We start from the raw sequence: 16,045 nt of genomic DNA on the forward strand, positions 1-16,045 counted from the left end.
TTGATCGAGTCGCCCAGTCCAGTCCCCTGGGTCCCGGATAAGCGCTGCGCGCTTTCCGGGATGACGATGGATTTGGCTTTGAGCTTTGAAGGGCTTCGTCAGGTCCGCGCCTCATCCGGAGAGAGTGTAACCTCTCACCCTCCCACCGCTTCGCGGCGGGCCCCTCCCTCTCTCAAAGAGAGAGGGGTCTTCCCTAAGGCCCCACCGTCTCCTTCAACGCCGGCGGCTTCCGTCGCTGCGCCGCCTGCTCATACGCGTAGCCCAGGCTCAGCAGCCGCGCCTCGCTCCAGGCCGGGCCGATGAACGACAGGCCCACGGGCAAGCCCTCGACCTGGCCCATGGGCACGGTCAGGTGCGGATAGCCGGCGACGGCGGGCAGGGTGGTGGCCGAGCCGCCGTAGTGGTCGCCGTTGACCGGGTCGATGGTCCAGGCGGGGCCGGTGGTCGGGGCGATGATCGCGACCGCGCCGGTCTCCTTCAGGATCCTGTCGATGCCTTCGGGACCGGCCAGCCGCTTGGCGTCGGTCCTGGCTTTCAGGTAGTCGGGATCGTCGAGGCCCTTGGACGCTTGCGCCTTCTCGAAGGTCTCCTGGCCGAACCAGCGGGTCTCGGCCGGCGTCGCGGCGTTGAAGGCGATCAGGTCGGCCAGGGTGCGGGCCGGAACCCTCGCCGGGTCGGTCGAGGCCAGATAGGCGGCGATGTCGGCCTTGAACTCGGTGTAGAGCACCACCCCCTCGGCCCGGCCGATGGGGTCCTCGTCGAAGGTGGTCACCTCGACCAGGGTCGCGCCCTGGGCTTTCAGGTCCTCCAGCGCCTGCTCGAACACCGCGTCGGTCCGGGGCGAGCCGCCGGCATAGAACCGCGCCACCGCCAGGGTCACGCCCTTCAGCGCGTCCTTCGACAGCGTGGCGGCGTAGTCGCTCCTGCGGGCGTCGGCCTCGATCGTGGCCGGGTCGGCGGGATCGGAGCCGGCCAGCGCCGTCAGCAGCAGGGCCGCGTCCCGTACCGTCAGGGTCATCGGGCCGGCGGTGTCCTGGCTGTGGCTGATCGGCACGACATGGGTGCGCGAGACGAGGCCCACGGTGGGCTTGAGGCCGACCAGGCCGTTCATCGCCGCCGGGCAGGTGATCGAGCCGTCGGTCTCGGTGCCGATCGCGGCCGGAGCCAGCCCCGCCGCCACCGCCGCCGCCGAGCCGCTGGACGAGCCGCAGGGGCTGCGGTCCAGGGCGTAGGGATTGCGGGTGAAGCCGCCGACCGCGCTCCAGCCGCTGGTCGAGCGTGACGAGCGGATATTGGCCCATTCCGACAGGTTGGCCTTGCCCAGCACCACCATGCCCGCCGCCCGCAGCCGGGCGACCAGGGGCGCGTCACGGCCGGCGACATTGTCCTTCAGCGCCAGCGAGCCGGCGGTGGTGGCCATCGGATCGAGGGTCTCGATGTTGTCCTTGATCAGCACCGACAGGCCGTGGAGCGGGCCGCGCGTCTTGCCCGCCTTACGCTCGGCGTCGAGGGCCCGGGCGATCTCCAGGGCGTCGGGATTGAACGCCAGGACGGCGTTGACCTCCGAACCGATGGCGTGCTGCACCGACAGCCAGCCTTTCACGGAGTCCTCGGCGGAGAATTCGCCGGCGGTCTGTTGGGCCTGTTCCTCGACCAGATCCGACTGCGGACCGATGAGGCCGACCGCATACATGTCGTCCTGGGCGGCTTCGGACTGGGTGGCGGGCAATTCGGCCGGCGCGCCCGGCTTGGCCCGCGGGGCGGCGTGGGCCGGAACGGCCAGCAGCAGGGCGGCCCCGCCGAGCAGCAACAGACGCTTCACGCTCCGCCCTCCATGCGAAAACGGCCCCGGCGATAACCGGGGCCGCTCATTTCGATCACTCGCCCCCGATCACTCGCCCTTGAGCTTGCGGTCGAAGAAGTCGAGATGCGTCTTCATGACGTGCAGGCCCTTAGCCCGGCTGCGGATCACGCTGTGGCGCTCGCCGGGATAGAGCATGGTCTCGAAGGCGATCCCCTTCTTCTGCAAGGCCGCCAGCACGCGGGTGCTGTTCTCGAAGATCACGTTGTCGTCGGCCATGCCGTGGATCAACATCAGGCTGCCCGGCTTGAGGTGATCGATGCGGTTCAGCACGTCCGACTGCGCATAACCGGCCTTGTTCTCGTCCGGCTTGCCCATGAACTGCTCGGTGTAGTGGGTGTCGTAGAGGCCCCACTCGGTGGGCGGGGCGCCCGCGACGCCGGCCGTGAAGGGCGTGCCCTCGGCGGTCAGCATCATCAGGGTCATGAAGCCGCCGTACGACCAGCCCATCACCCCCAGGCGATCGGGATCGACGTAGGGCAGGGTCTTCAGGAAGGCCGCGCCGGCGAACTGGTCCTCGACCTCGACCGTGCCCATCCGGCGGTCCAGCGCCGTCTTGAACGCCGCCGAGCGGTTGGCCGAGCCGCGGTTGTCGAGCTTGAACACCACGTAGCCGGCGTTGGCGAAGGCCTCGTCGTTGACGCTCCAGTTCCTGGTCACGCGCTGGGCGTGCGGGCCGCCATAGACCGAGACGATCACCGGGTACTTCTTGGCCGCATCGAAGTCGGCCGGCTTCAGCAGCGAATAGTGCAGCACCTGGCCGTCGCTGGCCTTCAGCGTGCCGAACTCCGGCACGATGTGGCTCTCGGCATAGGGCGCGTAGGGGTGGCCGGCGCCCAGCTTGTTCTCCTCGATCCAGCGCACGCGCTTGCCGGCCGGGTCGTAGAGCGCCGTCTGCGGCGGGGTCTTGGGGTCCGAATAGGAGCCGACGAAGGCGCCGGTGGCGGCGACCTTGGCGGTCCACCAGCCGCCGGCCGGGGTCATGGCGACCGGGGCGGCGGGCTTGATGTACGACACCGAATAGAGCCGGCGCTCGATCGGAGTGTCGATCGAGGCCCCGAAGAACACCAGGCCGCGCTTCTCGTCGACCGCCTCGACCTTGTCGACCGGCCAGTCGCCCTTGGTCACCTGCGCCAGCAGTTTGCCGTCGGCGGCGTAGTGATAGAGGTGGTTGTTGCCCGACTTCTCCGACGACCACAGGAAGCTGCCGTCCTTCAGGGCGCGGAAGTCGTCGTGCAGTTCGATCCAGTGCGGATCGGTCTCGGTGAGGATGGTCTTGCCGCTAATCTGACCTGGACCCTTGGCCGGATCGAAGGCGATCAGTTCCAGGGTCTTCTGGTCGCGGCTCTGGCGCTGGACGTAGAGGGTCTTGCCGTCCTTCGACCAGGCCACGCGCGCCAGGTAGATGTCCTTGTTGGGCCCCAGGTCGATCTGCACGACCTTGCCCGAGGCCAGGTCCTTGACGAACAGCTCGACCACGGCGTTCGGGCGGCCGGAGCGCGGATAGCGCTGCTCGACCACGGTCGCGCCCGTCGGGCCGATGTCGGCGCGGGGCACGATGTCGACGCCGCTCTCGTCGACGCGGGTGTAGGCGATGCGGGTCTCGTCGGGCGACCACCAGTAGCCGGTGTCGCGGTTCATCTCCTCCTGGGCGATGAACTCGGCCACGCCGAACGAGACGGCGTCCTTGCCCTCGCTCGTCACCGCCGTCTCGTCGCCGCCGGCCAGCGGGCGCACATAGAGGTTCTGGTCGCGGACATAGGAGACGAACTTGCCCTTGGGCGAGACCTTGGCGTCGACCTCGTCGCCGGCCGTCTGGGTCAGGCGGCGCACCTTGCCGTCGGCGACGCTGTCCACATAGAGGTCGCCGTCCAGCGGCACGAGCACGAAGCGGCCCTCGCTGTCCCAGCTGTATTCGACGACGCCGCGGGCCAGCACCCGGGCGCGCTCGCGGCGGGCCTTCTCGGCCTCCGACAGTTCCTTGTCGCCCGACGACAGGGCGTTGGCGTCGATCAGGCGGTAGGGCTCGCCGCCGGCCACGTCGACCGCCCACAGGTCCTGGACGTTGGCGGCCTCGGCCTTGGCCTTCAGATAGGTCACCCGCTTGCCGTCCGGCGACAGGGCCACGCCCTTGGCGGTCGGGCCGTTGATGTCGGGATCGGCGAATAGGCGCTCGGGGGTGAGTTTTTCGGCCATCACGGGATGGGCCAGGGCGAGACAGGCCGACAGGGCCAGGAGCGAGGGACGGATCATGGCGCGGACGCTAGTGCCGAGCGGCGCCGTTGGCAAACCCGCTTGACTCTGTTTCATGTGTCAGAAATAACTGACATATGAAATACGGACTTGCAGCATGATCTCGGGCGACGAGCTGGCGGCGATCCTGTCGGCGCTCGACAACCCCCATCGGCTCCGCATCCTCGCGGCGCTGAAGGTCGGCGGGCGCAACTATGTCAGCCGCCTGGCGCGCGAGATCGGCATCAGCCGGCCGCTGCTGCACCTGCACCTGAACAAGCTCGAGGACGCGGGCCTGGTCAGGAGCCAGCTGGAGCTGTCGGCCGACGGCAAGGCCTTGAACTATTTCGAGGTCGTCGACTTCCGCCTCGAACTCACGCCCGAGACCGTCGCGGCCGCCGCCGCGACGCTGTCCGAGAAACCCGAAAAATAAGGGGGCTTGCATGCAAGCGCACATCTATCTGCTGACGATCTGCCTGCCGCTGGCGACCGTCCTGATCATCTTCGCCATGCGCTACTGGTCCCGCGCGGCCCAGGCCCAAGCCCAAGCGAAGGCCGCTCATCAGGGCGCCGCCGCCCAGCAGGCGGTGCTCGACGGCCTGGACGAGATCAAGGTCCGCCTGAGCGCCATCGAGAAGATCCTCAAGGACGTCGAGTGATGGTCGCCCTCGCGCCTTCGACCCCGAGCCAGGGGACGGACCTGCCCGCCTGGCGGCTCAACGCCCTGCGCTGCGCCTATCTGCTGCTGATCGTCGGCCTGGGCATGCAGGTCTGGCCAGGCATCGTCCTGCGCCACGCCGGCTGGGAGCTGATGGAGGGCGTCGTCCAGTGCATGCTGGGGGCGCTGTCGCTGCTGGCGATCCTGGGCCTGCGCCATCCCTTGCGCATGCTGCCGCTGCTGATGTTCGAGATGGCCTGGAAGGCGATCTGGCTGGCCGTCGTCGCCGCCCCCAGGTGGGCCAGCGGCGGGATGGACGAAGACACCGCCGCCACCGCCTTCGCCTGCCTGCTCGTCGTGGTCTTCCCCATCGTGATCCCCTGGCGGCATCTGGCCGCGACCTTCTTCGCGGGCCCTGGCGACCGCTGGCGCTGAGCGTCGCTCAGTAGTGATAGGGCGACCGCTTGGCCCAGCTCGACTTCGGATAGCGGGCGTGCAGCAGGCGGAAGGCGCGGCCGCTCATGTCGTCCTCGTTGGGGCCCCAGCGGGTGACGCGGATCAGCCAGTAGAGCGCCTCGGGCGAGCGCGGATCCTCCGGATGGGCGCGGGCGTAGGCCAGCACTTCTTCCCAGACGTTCAGCGAGCCCTTCGGCGGTTCGGCCACGTTGTCGGGGAGGAAGGCGCGACGCTCGGCCAGGGCCGTCGGCTGGCCGGCGGCGGCGAACTGCGGCAGCCGCAGCGGGAAGGCGCCCGCGCCGCACTGGCCAAGGCAGGTCAGGTCGCCGAAGCGCTGCTCGTCGTCCCGATCGCCGTAGATGACGCCGGTGTACTGGTAGCGGACCAGCTTCGGCGGAGCGGCCGTCGCTGGCCGCTGGTCGCGTGGCACGATGATCCAGCGGGGCCACGAGCCGCTGAAATTGGCGAGCGAGCCGGTGGGGCGGATGTAGTCGATGAGGTCGGTCCGCAGGCCGGGGATCTTGGCCAGCACGAAGAACTCGACGAACCGCTTGGCCTCGCCCGGCGGGGTGGCGGCGATCCGCGCCCAGTCGGTCTTCAGCTGGGGCAGCGTCTTGGCCAGGTCCCGCGCCAGGGCGTCGATCGCCGCGTCGTCCTGCAGCTGCACCGCCCGCGCGAAACTGGTCAGGGCCACGTCCAGGCGCAGATGGGCCGGCAGGGCGGGATTGCGCGACAGCGCGATCCGCTGCTCCTGCGGCAGGCGGTCGATGATCGCCCGGGCTTCCTCGCCAAAGCCGACGGACCAGGCCAGCGGGGCGATCATCTCGGCGTTGTAGCCGTCGGCCTGGCCGCGCGAGGGAACCGCGCCGTCATGCGCGCAGGCCTCGGCGTCGCCCAGGCAGAGGCGGCGGCGTGTAGCGTGGTTTGTGAAATCGGCGAGGCTGGAAGCGACCTGCAGGCGCTCGGCGGCGAACAGGGCGCGGTCGCTGCCGGACAGGTCCTTGCGGGCCAGGATCGCGTCCAGGCGGACGCGGGTCGCGGCCGGCGGGGCCTGCGCGATGGTCAGCCGCACCAGGTGATACTGCGCGCTCAGCCAGGCCGGGCCGGCCGGAACCTTCTCGGCGTCGGCGGCCAGCGCCTTGGCGGCCGGATCGTCGGGCGAGACCAGGGCCAGCGCCGCCAGCAGCCAGGCCACGTCGCGCGTCCTGGTCCAGCGTTCGCGCGCGTGGGCCAGCGGGGCGGCGGGCTCGAGCGCCTTCAGGGTCTCGATCCAGTCGACCGCGTCGGGCCGGGACGACGCCTTGGCGCCGAGCGTCAGGTAGTCGCGCAAATCGATGGCGATCTGCGGGTAGGGCGCCTGCCGGTTCAGGTCGCGGTCGAGATCGACCAGGGTCTGGCCCGGCTGGTCGCGATAGGCCAGGGCGCGCAGCATGCCCCGGGTCTCGCCCTTGCCGTAGGTTCCGTCCGGCGCCGCGGCCAGTTCGGCGATGGCCGCGCGCGAGCGGGCGAAGCTGGCGGGACTGGGCTTGGCCAGGGCCTCGCGCTGCAAGGCCCGAACCTTCAGATAGAGGCCCATCGGCCGCCAGGGCGAGTTGGGATCGCGGGCGATGTCGCCGAAGCGCTCGGCCGCGGCGTTGTGGAAGCCGTTGTAGAGGGCCAGGGCCGCCGACTGGTAGGCCCGATCCGCGCGCAGCCAGCCGGGCTGGTCGGGCAACATCGGCGGCATCTCGATCCCGGCCTGGCCGCAGGCGGCGAACACCGAGTCCTGCCCGTCCAGCCAGGCCCGCACGGCGGGCGACGAGGCCCCATAGCGCTTGGCCCGGTCGCGCAGGGTGACGATGGCCGTGTCGAAGGCCTCGCGGAAGCAGTTCTGCCGGGTCTGGTAGTTGCCGATGTCGCGTTCGACGCTCAGGTACGACAGCTCGGACTTGACGCCGGGCAGGGTCTCGCGCGCCCGCTGCCAGCCATACACGCCGCCCTTGTCGTCGTAGAACACCGGCGGCGGGGTGCAGCAGTCGTCCGACAGCGCCGCGCCGGCCTGGGGACCGACCTTCAGCCCGTGCAGCAGCCGCCAGTTCAGGAACAGCATCGGCCGGGGTGCGCGGGCCATGACCACGCCCTGCTGGCCGGCATAGAGCCGCTGGAGGTCGCGGGCGTCGCCGCCGCGCGGGTCCAGATACCAGGGAACATCCTCGTCATAGCCCGAGCCGTGGGCCTGGCCCGCCAGAACGCCCCCCAGAGCGCCCACGAAAACCGCGGCGGCCAAGACCGCCCCAACACGCCGCTTCACCGCCATCCCCCAACCTGCCGTCGCGCCGTCTCGAAGTCGGCTTCGCGCCAGCTGTGGGGGGCGAAGAGATAGACGCGGCGTCCGGGAGGCGCTCGAACTATAGGCGTGTCGGTGGAGACCGCCAGAGCTTGGCGACACTTCGGGTTGCGAAAATCGCGCCCTTTCGCCAGGCGCCGGCGCAGCGGCTCGCCGCCCTCGGTCATGCGGAACAGCATGGGTGCGATCTCGTCCACCGGGGCCTGCTCCAGCCAGGTCTCCGTATCGCACCAAGAGGCCAGGGCGGTCATCGACAGCAGGGTTCCAGGCGGCAGTCCGGCCCGCACGTCGGTCAGCACGTCCAGCAGCACCTGGCGCTGCGAGGCGCGCACCTCGAAGTCGACCTGCACCCGGCGGGCGGGGATCGCGGCGGCGTAGTGCAGGACCGCCGCGGACGTCCGGGCGCGCAGGGCGGGCGTCCACGCCAGGGGACGATCGGGGTCGATCTGCACGTGCACCAGGGCGGTGGTCGGCGGCCGGCTGACCTTCAGCGGAAACCGACGTCCCCGCGCCTCCACCGCATCGCCCGACAACTCGACGAAGCCGGTCTGCACCGCCACCTCGGCCCGATCGCCCAGGAAGCGCAGATCCTCCGGCCGCTCCCAGGCCCAGACGACGAGGGTCGAGGGCGGCCGTCCCGACGGCTCACAGCCGGCCAGCGCGATCAGAGCGGCCAGGACGACGGCTGCGCGCAACGGCGGTTCCTTCAGGCGAATCCGGGGAAGGAGGTCAGGCTAGCAACCCTGGCGGTCGCCGTCGTGTGGCGAGGGGGAGGGGGCGCGCTACTTTAATCCGAGCATCCCCGCGAAGGCGGGGACCCAAGCCGAGTCCGCTGATGGATTCACGGCCGCGCCTCATCGCGAGAGCCAGCTTGGATCCCCGCCTTCGCGGGGATGCTCGGTGAAAAAGCGAGTACCGCGTGGCCCAGCGGACGCCAACGCCCCCTAACCGGGAAACCGCCGCTCCAGCCACTCCAGGATCGCCGCGTTCACTTCCGCCGGCTTCTCCTGCTGGGTCCAGTGGCCGCTGCCCTCGACCAGCACCTTCTCCAGGTCCGAGATCTGCTCGCCCATCCGGTCGGCAAGGCTCGGCGGCAACACCACGTCGTGCTCGGCCATGATCATCAGGCAGGGGACGCCGTCGATGCGGCGGGGCAGGGGCTCGGAGCGCTCCCAGTTGCGGGTGAAGTTGCGGTACCAGTTGATCGGCCCGGTGAAGCCGCCCTTCTCGAAGGCCTCCACATAGACCGCCCGCTCGGCGTCCGTCAGGAACTGCTTGTCGTCGCCGGCCGGGTCGAAGTGCTCCAGGGCCAGTTGCAGGGCCAGCGAGCGCCGCTCGGCGGGGCGCGACGAGAAGCCGACCACGCCGTCGCCGGGCAGGCGCATGAAGAAGCGGATGGTCTTGTCCACGTCCTTGGCGAACAGGGCGTCGGCCGCGCCGGGCGTCTGGAAGTGGACGATGTACATGTCCTCGCCATAGGCCGCCTTGAACATCTCGATGGGATCGATGGGCAGGCGCGGCACGAACGGGGTGTTCAGCCCGATGATCCCGGCCACCCGGTCCGGATGCAGCAGCGGCATGGCCCAGACGATGATGCCGCCCCAGTCGTGGCCGCAGAAGATCGCCTTCTCGACGCCCAGGTGATCCAGCAGGCCGACCAGGTCGCCGGTCAGGTGGGCCATGTCGTAGTCGGTGACGGCGGCGGGCTTGTCGGTCAGGCCGTAGCCGCGCTGGTCCGGCGCGATCACCCAGTGGCCGGCTTCGGCGAGGGCGGCGACCTGATGGCGCCAGCTGTAGGCCAGCTCCGGAAAGCCGTGGGAGAAGACGATGGGGACGCCCTTTCGCGGGCCGGCCTCGTAATAGGCCATCCGAACGCCGTTGATCTGCGCGAACCGCGGCTGCGGCCAATGGGCGGCCATGAGCGTCTCCCTTGTTATGTTATCTGCGGTCAGATTGCGGGCGGGGAAGCAGCCTCGCAAGACCGATAAGGGCTTTCCGTAGCGGCAGACGGGAGTAGAAGGCCGGGATGACTTCGGCTCCTCCCGCTTCCCCGCCCGCCACGCCCTGGCGGCTCGTCCTGCTGCTGGGGGCGCTGACGGCCTTCGCGCCGATGTCGATCGACATGTACCTGTCCAGCCTGCCGGCCATCGGCCGCAGCCTGCACGTCGGCGCCGAGCAGACCCAGCTGACCCTGGCGGCCTTCTTCGCGGGCATGGCGCTGGGCCAGTTCGTCTACGGTCCGGCCTCCGACCGCCTGGGCCGGCGCGCGCCGATCCTGCTGGGCGTGGGCATCTACACCGTCGCTTCCCTTACCTGCGCCCTGGCCCCCAACATCGAGGTGCTGCTGGGCGCGCGCTTCGTCCAGGCCCTGGGCGGCTGCGCCGGGGCGGTGGTGGCCCGGGCGGTGGTGCGCGACCGCTTCGACCATGCCGAGACGGCGCGGGTGCTGTCGCTGATGACCCTGATCATGGGTCTCGCCCCCGTGCTGGCGCCGCAGCTGGGCGGGGCGATCGACGCCGTCGCCGGCTGGCGCTGGGTGTTCGGGGTGATGGCCGCCTTCGGCCTGGCGATCGGCGTCTGGGTGGCCCTGGGCCTCAAGGAGTCGCGCTCGGAAGAGACCGCCGCCCAGGCCCGGGCCGAGAACCCCCTGCGCGCCTTCGGCCTGCTGCTGCGGGAAAAGCGCCTGCTGGGCTACGGCCTGGCCGGGGCGCTGAACGGCTCGGTGCTGTTCACCTACATCTCGACCGCGCCCGACCTCGTCATGGGCACCTACGGCCACTCGGCCCTGGTGTTCAACATCGTCTTCGCCCTCAACGCCGTCGGCATCATCGGGGCCAGCCAGGTCAACCGCTTCCTGCTGCGCCGGTTCAAGCCCGACCAGGTGCTGATGCGCGCCAGCGCCGCCTCGGTGGTCCTGGCCCTGGTGCTGACCTTCTTTTCGTGGACGGGTCTGGGCGGCGAGTGGACCGTGCTGCCGGTGCTGTTCCTGGCCCTGTCGACCTACGGCCTGATGTCGGGCAACACCATGGCCGGCGCGCTCAGCGTCGACCCGCGCCGGGCCGGCTCGATCTCGGCCCTGATGGGCGGGGTATCGTTCGCGGCCGGCGCCGTGGCCTCCTGGGCCGGCGGCATGCTGCACGACGGCACCCCGCGCCCGGTGGCGGCGGTGATGTTCGCCTGCCTGGTCGGCTCGGCCCTGGCGATCTTCCTGCTGGCGGTTCCGCGCAAAAAATCCCTCTCTCTTTGAGAGAGGGCGGGGCCCGCCGCGAAGCGGTGGGAGGGTGAGAGGTTTCACCCTGGCAGGCAAATCCCAACGTGCTTCAACGAGCCTCAGCCCTTCAAAGCTTCCCGCCAGGAGGCGGAGCCACCCAAGTCATCTGCATCTAGGGATCGCGACGCGGGTCGAACGCCCCGCGCTTCTTTCGGTGAGTTTGTTACCTCTCACCCTCCCATGGCTGCGCCATGGGCCCCTCCCTCTCTCAAAGAGAGAGGGGTCTTTCTCAGCCTTCGTCGCCGACCTTGCGCGCGGTCCAGGCCAGGACCAGCCAGCCGGCCAGGAAGGCCACGCCGCCGATCGGGGTGATCGCGCCCAGGATTCTCGGCCCGCCGAAGGCCAGGGCGTAGAGCGTGCCCGAGAACACCAGGGATCCGAACAGGAAGAGGCCGGCGGCCAGGTCGCCCGAGCGGCCCGAGGCCCGCGCCACGGCGAAGGCGGCGAACACCGCCAGCGCGTGGGTCATCTCGTAGAGCGCGCCGGTCTTCAGGAGCTCGACGGGCCGGGCCTCGTGCACGCCGTGGGCGGCGAAAGCCCCGACGGCCACCGAGACGAAGCCGCTCAGCGCGGCCAGCGGCAGGTACGTCCTGGGCGTCCAGATTTTGGCCATCGGGTTAGCGGTGCTTCTCGTGCTGGGCCACTTCGTCGGGCTTGATATCGATCACGTTCGGCGCGGCGGCGTTGTATTGCTCGGTCTTGTGCAGGTCCATGACGACGCTGCGGTGGCCTTCCCAGATCATGTGCAGCGAGACGTAGAGCACGATGGCTAGGCCGATGAAGCCGATCCAGCGGTGCTTGTGCAGCAGCTTGGCGATGGCGTTGGCGGCCAGGCCCATCAGGGCGATCGACAGCAGCAGGCCGAACACCAGGATGGCCGGATGCTCGCGGGCCGCGCCGGCCACGGCCAGCACGTTGTCCAGCGACATCGAGACGTCGGCGATCAGCACCTGCAGGAAGGCGCTCTTGAAGCTCTTGGGCGCGCGGGCCTGGGGTTCGGTGTTCGGGTCGGAATCGAGCATGGCCGCGGCGTCGGCGGCGTCCTGGGCGGCCTGCTCGCGCAGCTCGCGCCACATCTTCCAGCACACCCACAGCAGCAGGAAGCCGCCGGCCAGCAGCAGGCCCACCACGCCCAGCAGCCAGGTGGTGATCAAAGCAAAACCGATGCGCAGCACCACGGCCGCGCCCAGGCCGTAGAGGATGACCTTCTTGCGGTCCTTGACCGGCAGGCCGCCCGCCGCCAGGCCCACGGCCACGGCGTTGTCGCCGGCCAGGACCAGGTCGATCATCAGGACTTGCAGGAAGGCCGTCAGCGGGCCGCTAGCGGAGGAAAAGAGCGCGTCGAGCATGCGGTCTCAATGGGGCAGGCGGCGCGCCCTGGCAAGCGCTCAAGGCGGCATGGACGGCGATCGAGGCGCGCCCTGCATGGGAGCGAACGAAAAAGGGCCCGTCCTGCTGGACGGGCCCTCGATCTTAGTGAACCGGTTCCGGTTCGCGGTGGTGGTGATCCGCCGCTTCGTGATGGTCGGCCTTGTGGTCGTCCCCGTGGCCATCGTGGTGCTCGGCGGCCGGTTCATGATGATCCTCGGCGTGGCCGTGATCGTCATGAGGCTCGGCGTGGGCGACCGGCTCGGCGTGGCTCACGTCGCTGACGTGCTGCACCTGCGGGCTGTCGTCGGCCGGAGCCGGGAAGGGCTCGTGCTCGGCGACCGCTTCGGCCTTGGCTTCCTCGTGGTGGTTGAAGGCGGCCACGGCCGCTGCGCCCGCCACGGCGCCGCCGGCGGCGGCCACCATCGGGTTCACATAGGCCACGTCCTGCGCCTTGGGCGTGTCGAACTCGGCTTCGTTGCGGCCGTAGTCGGTCAGGGTGCGGAACTTGCGACGACGCTCGGCCTGGGCCTTGGCCTTGGCGGCGTTGCGCGAGATGGCGACGATGATGATCAGGGCCAGCAGCAGCAGGCCAGCGCCCAGCAGCGACTTGCCCGGCACCTTGCCGATGCCCGGCACCTCGACCTGCTGGTCGAGGAAGGCCGGCAGCTTGAAGCCCTTGGCGGCGGCCTCGACCTTCTCCGGAACCGCGGCCACCTGCTTGGTGATCGCGCCCAGCGAGAAGGGCTGGGGCGCCTTGCCGCCGTCCAGCGACGCGCCGAACTGCGTGGTCAGCTGGCCCTTGGCGTCGGGCGTCGGCTTGACCTGCCAGGCGAAGGTCGTCGGCTCGCCCGGCTTGACGGTCGCGGTCTGGCGGCCGTTCGGGGTGATCTCGTAGCCCTGGCCTTCCAGGTCGGCGTAGGCGCTGACCTTCTTGGCCGGCTTGCCCAGGCCGAACTTGGCGGCCTGTTCCTTGATCAGGTCGCCCAGGGTCGCGGGCAGCGACAGGGTGACCTGGCCTTCCTTGCCGGTCTTCAGGCTCTCGGCCGTGGCCAGCACCGCGCCGCTGGTGGCGGCGGGCGCGACGGCGGCCTGCAGCTTCTCGACCTTCGGCGGCAGCTTGACGGCGGCCGGAGCCGCGATCGGCGCGACGACCGGCGGAACCACCGGAGCCTTGGCCACGACCGTCGGCTTGGCGGGCGGAGCGGCGGGCTTCAGGACCTCGGGCTTGGCGACCTGCACGGGCGGCGGCGGCGCCTTGGCGACCACCGGAGCCGGCTTCGGCGCGGGTTTCGCGGCGACCACGGCGGGCTTAGGAGCAGGCTTGGCGACCGCGACCGGCGCGGGACGCGCGGCGGCCACGGTGGTGGTGCGCGCATGATGCGGTTTCGGCTTGGCGTGCGCACGCGTCTCGACCTTGCCCGAGCCGCGCGGATTGGCGATCGGCCGCATGGCCGTGACCAGGGTGCCGTCGGCGCGGCGCCAGGTCTTGATACGCGAATCGCTGCTGGTGACGGCTACCGGCTGCGGCTGGGCGACCGGGCCGCCCAGCAGGCCTTCCGACGGCGGCGCTTCGCTCGGAGCCGCCCCCAGCAGCTCCGGCTTCTGCGCCGGCGCGGGCGCCGGTTCGCTGGCGGCGGTCGGCGGCGTGTCGGCCGGCTCCCGCGCGCCGCAGCCCGTCAGGGCCAGCGCCAACACCGCGGACGAGGCAAGAGCCGTCGTCCTGAACTTCACCTGCAACATCGGGTCCCCCGATCCCATGCCTATGATCCCTCGCGAGCTGTCGTACTTGAAGGCTCGCGAAGCCAATCGCCCGCGAGGAAAACACGTCGTTGCGACGAAATCAAAACGGTTAATCGTATTTTACGAACCGATTTCCCCCGTGGCGCGAACTCTGGACGTTTCATAGAGCGCGATCGCCGCCGCGGCGGACACATTCAGGCTCTCGAAGCCGCCGGGCATGGGGATTTTTCCCATCGCGTCGCAATGTTCGGCAACCAGGCGCCGCACGCCTTCGCCCTCCGAACCGAGCACCAGCACGGTCGGTCCGCCGTCGAGCACCGCCTCCAGGCTCTCCTCGGCCTCGCCGGCCAGGGCCACGGCCCGCCAGCCCAGGTCGGCCAGTTCCTCGAGCGCCCGGGAAAGATTGACGACGCGCGCATAGGGGACCTTGTCCACCGCCCCGACGGCGGTCTTGGCCAGCACGCCCGACAGCACGGGAGCATGGCGGTCCTGCAGCACCGCGCCCTTCACCCCGAAGGCGGCGGCTGAGCGGAAGATGGCGCCGACGTTCTGCGGGTCGGTGATCTGGTCGAGCATGACGATCACGCCCTTGGCCGGCGTGCCCAGTTCGGCCAGCGACAGCGGCTCGGGCTCGTCCACCTTCATGGCGATTCCCTGGTGCACGGCGCCCTGGGGCAACTGGCGGGCGATATCTTGCGCCTCCATCACCTGCAAGGCGGGGTGGCGCTGGAGATTCGGCGCGAGTCGCTTGGCGCGGTCCGGGGTGACCAGAAGGCGCTTCGGCGCGGGTCTGGCGGGGTTCGAAAGCGCCGCCTCGACCGCGTGATTCCCCCAGATCCAGTCCTTTTCGTCGCTGTGAGGCTTGGAAAAGTGCTTGTTTTTCTGAGGCTTGCCGCGATTTTCACGTTCTGGCGCTTTTGGCCTTCCACGGTCGTTGCGTTCAGAATGAGAGGACACTATAAGACGCGCTCCGATTTGGGGGCCACGAGGTTCCGCGAGCCGGTCCGGCGCTGCTTAGCACCGTCCGAACCTGCTCAAAGAGCTTTTGTTCCTCGATCCACAGCAGCCGTTTGACACGGCCGCCAAGATCGAAGATACGGCCGCCTCTTCCGGAGTTCACATCGCGCCGTGGGGGAATGTCCCGAGCGGCAAAGGGGGCGGACTGTAAATCCGCTGCGAAAGCTTCGAAGGTTCGAGTCCTTCTTCCCCCACCACGCGCGATGAACTGAACGACCGGAAGGTGGGCGAGGCCCCCGAGCCAAGAGACGGGAGCCGATCGCGACCCCGCTGCCAGCTAGGCCCATTCTTGGTCCTACAGGGCGGGTATAGCACAATGGTAGTGCAGCAGCCTTCCAAGCTGAGGATGCGGGTTCGATTCCCGCTACCCGCTCCAGCTCCCCCGAAGTGATACCCGTAACAATCAGCCGCCGGCGCGAAGGTAGAGACGATGGCCAAGGAAAAGTTCGAACGTAATAAGCCGCACTGCAACATCGGCACCATCGGTCACGTTGACCATGGCAAGACGACGCTGACGGCCGCGATCACGATCACGCTGGCGAAGTCGGGCGGCGCGACCGCCAAGAACTACGCCGACATCGACGCCGCGCCGGAAGAAAAGGCCCGCGGCATCACGATCAACACGGCTCACGTCGAGTATGAGACGGCCAACCGTCACTACGCTCACGTCGACTGCCCCGGCCACGCCGACTACGTGAAGAACATGATCACGGGCGCGGCGCAGATGGACGGCGCGATCCTGGTGGTTTCGGCCGCCGACGGTCCGATGCCGCAGACCCGCGAGCACATCCTGCTGGCCCGTCAGGTCGGCGTGCCGGCTCTGGTCGTGTTCATGAACAAGGTCGACATGGTCGACGACGAAGAGCTGCTGGAGCTCGTCGAAATGGAAGTGCGCGAGCTGCTCAGCTCGTACCAGTTCCCGGGCGACGACATTCCGATCACCAAGGGTTCGGCCCTGGCCGCCGTGGAAAACCGCGACGCCAACATCGGCGAAGAGAAGATTCTCGAGCTGATGGCTTCGGTCGACGCCTACATCCCGCAGCCGGAACGCCCGATCGACCAGGCGTTCCTGATGCCGGTGGAAGACGTGTTCTCGATCTCGGGCCGCGGCAC

General features: G+C 69.6%; 14 protein-coding genes and 2 tRNA genes. 7 read left to right on the plus strand and 9 right to left on the minus strand.

Going from position 1 to position 16,045, the window contains the following annotated elements; genetic code table 11:
- Positions 1–193: 193 nt before the first annotated feature.
- Complete coding sequence (locus tag AC1RRS_RS21910) at positions 194–1,822, minus strand: amidase (protein ID WP_492857001.1); 1,629 nt, start codon at positions 1,820–1,822, stop codon at positions 194–196.
- 69 nt (positions 1,823–1,891) lie between these two features.
- Positions 1,892–4,114, minus strand: coding sequence for a S9 family peptidase (locus AC1RRS_RS21915; protein ID WP_492857002.1), 2,223 nt, complete (start codon positions 4,112–4,114; stop codon positions 1,892–1,894).
- Between the two features lie 97 nt (positions 4,115–4,211).
- Here AC1RRS_RS21915 and AC1RRS_RS21920 point away from each other — a divergent pair, with 97 nt between their 5' ends.
- The 3 genes from AC1RRS_RS21920 to AC1RRS_RS21930 are packed head-to-tail and all read left to right on the plus strand — an operon-like array spanning position 4,212 to position 5,186.
- Positions 4,212–4,526 carry an ArsR/SmtB family transcription factor gene (locus AC1RRS_RS21920; RefSeq protein ID WP_487291031.1) on the plus strand — a complete coding sequence of 105 codons (315 nt, stop codon included), beginning with the start codon at positions 4,212–4,214 and terminating at the stop codon, positions 4,524–4,526.
- 10 nt (positions 4,527–4,536) lie between these two features.
- Positions 4,537–4,752 carry a hypothetical protein gene (locus AC1RRS_RS21925; RefSeq protein ID WP_492857003.1) on the plus strand — a complete coding sequence of 72 codons (216 nt, stop codon included), beginning with the start codon at positions 4,537–4,539 and terminating at the stop codon, positions 4,750–4,752.
- Positions 4,752–5,186 (plus strand): hypothetical protein, encoded by a 435-nt coding sequence (locus tag AC1RRS_RS21930; RefSeq protein ID WP_492857004.1) that lies wholly within the window; start codon positions 4,752–4,754, stop codon positions 5,184–5,186. Before AC1RRS_RS21925 ends, AC1RRS_RS21930 begins: the two co-directional genes overlap by 1 nt.
- Positions 5,187–5,193: 7 nt before the next feature.
- On the opposite strand, the gene AC1RRS_RS21935 is transcribed toward AC1RRS_RS21930, so the two are convergent.
- The 3 genes from AC1RRS_RS21935 to AC1RRS_RS21945 form a co-directional block, all read right to left on the minus strand.
- A complete protein-coding gene (locus AC1RRS_RS21935) occupies positions 5,194–7,473 on the minus strand; it encodes a tol-pal system YbgF family protein (protein WP_492857005.1) in 2,280 nt (759 codons plus the stop codon).
- Between the two features lie 20 nt (positions 7,474–7,493).
- Positions 7,494–8,228, minus strand: a complete 735-nt coding sequence (locus AC1RRS_RS21940) for a hypothetical protein (protein WP_492857006.1) — start codon at positions 8,226–8,228, stop codon at positions 7,494–7,496.
- 249 nt (positions 8,229–8,477) lie between these two features.
- The gene (locus tag AC1RRS_RS21945) at positions 8,478–9,452 is read right to left on the minus strand and encodes an alpha/beta fold hydrolase (protein WP_492857007.1); all 975 of its coding nucleotides are present in this window, start codon (positions 9,450–9,452) and stop codon (positions 8,478–8,480) included.
- A 107-nt stretch (positions 9,453–9,559) separates the two neighbouring features.
- On the opposite strand from AC1RRS_RS21945, the gene AC1RRS_RS21950 reads away from it, so the two are divergent.
- Positions 9,560–10,780: a multidrug effflux MFS transporter gene (locus AC1RRS_RS21950; protein ID WP_110118172.1), complete on the plus strand. Its 1,221-nt coding sequence runs from the start codon at positions 9,560–9,562 to the stop codon at positions 10,778–10,780.
- 253 nt (positions 10,781–11,033) lie between these two features.
- Here the strand turns inward: AC1RRS_RS21950 and AC1RRS_RS21955 are convergent, their stop codons facing one another.
- The 4 genes from AC1RRS_RS21955 to rlmB form a co-directional block, all read right to left on the minus strand.
- Positions 11,034–11,417 carry a DUF423 domain-containing protein gene (locus tag AC1RRS_RS21955; protein ID WP_492857008.1) on the minus strand — a complete coding sequence of 128 codons (384 nt, stop codon included), beginning with the start codon at positions 11,415–11,417 and terminating at the stop codon, positions 11,034–11,036.
- Between the two features lie 4 nt (positions 11,418–11,421).
- A complete protein-coding gene (locus tag AC1RRS_RS21960) occupies positions 11,422–12,153 on the minus strand; it encodes a TerC family protein (protein ID WP_487291039.1) in 732 nt (243 codons plus the stop codon).
- A 124-nt stretch (positions 12,154–12,277) separates the two neighbouring features.
- Positions 12,278–13,933, minus strand: coding sequence for a stalk-specific protein StpX (gene stpX / locus AC1RRS_RS21965; protein WP_492857009.1), 1,656 nt, complete (start codon positions 13,931–13,933; stop codon positions 12,278–12,280).
- 102 nt (positions 13,934–14,035) lie between these two features.
- Positions 14,036–14,872 (minus strand): 23S rRNA (guanosine(2251)-2'-O)-methyltransferase RlmB, encoded by an 837-nt coding sequence (rlmB, locus tag AC1RRS_RS21970; protein ID WP_492857010.1) that lies wholly within the window; start codon positions 14,870–14,872, stop codon positions 14,036–14,038.
- A gap of 173 nt (positions 14,873–15,045) precedes the next feature.
- Between rlmB and AC1RRS_RS21975 the strand changes: the two genes are divergently transcribed.
- The 3 genes from AC1RRS_RS21975 to AC1RRS_RS21985 all read left to right on the plus strand — a co-directional run.
- A tRNA-Tyr gene (locus AC1RRS_RS21975) sits at positions 15,046–15,129 on the plus strand.
- A gap of 105 nt (positions 15,130–15,234) precedes the next feature.
- Positions 15,235–15,308 (plus strand) — tRNA-Gly (locus tag AC1RRS_RS21980).
- 54 nt (positions 15,309–15,362) lie between these two features.
- Positions 15,363–16,045 (plus strand): GTP-binding protein (locus AC1RRS_RS21985; protein WP_492857011.1); only part of this gene is annotated, 683 nt, incomplete at its 3' end.

It is taken from the genome of Caulobacter sp. GW821-FHT12A07 (genome assembly GCF_058807655.1).

Excerpts from the sequence above, each read along its gene's own strand:
- AC1RRS_RS21915 (WP_492857002.1), bottom strand. The coding sequence starts at position 4,114 with ATGATCCGTCCCTCGCTCCTGGCCCTGTCGGCCTGTCTCGCCCTGGCC.
- AC1RRS_RS21920 (WP_487291031.1), top strand. The coding sequence starts at position 4,212 with ATGATCTCGGGCGACGAGCTGGCGGCGATCCTGTCGGCGCTCGACAAC.
- AC1RRS_RS21925 (WP_492857003.1), top strand. The coding sequence starts at position 4,537 with ATGCAAGCGCACATCTATCTGCTGACGATCTGCCTGCCGCTGGCGACC.
- AC1RRS_RS21930 (WP_492857004.1), top strand. The coding sequence starts at position 4,752 with ATGGTCGCCCTCGCGCCTTCGACCCCGAGCCAGGGGACGGACCTGCCC.
- AC1RRS_RS21945 (WP_492857007.1), bottom strand. The coding sequence starts at position 9,452 with ATGGCCGCCCATTGGCCGCAGCCGCGGTTCGCGCAGATCAACGGCGTT.
- AC1RRS_RS21950 (WP_110118172.1), top strand. The coding sequence starts at position 9,560 with ATGACTTCGGCTCCTCCCGCTTCCCCGCCCGCCACGCCCTGGCGGCTC.
- AC1RRS_RS21955 (WP_492857008.1), bottom strand. The coding sequence starts at position 11,417 with ATGGCCAAAATCTGGACGCCCAGGACGTACCTGCCGCTGGCCGCGCTG.
- AC1RRS_RS21960 (WP_487291039.1), bottom strand. The coding sequence starts at position 12,153 with ATGCTCGACGCGCTCTTTTCCTCCGCTAGCGGCCCGCTGACGGCCTTC.
- stpX (WP_492857009.1), bottom strand. The coding sequence starts at position 13,933 with ATGGGATCGGGGGACCCGATGTTGCAGGTGAAGTTCAGGACGACGGCT.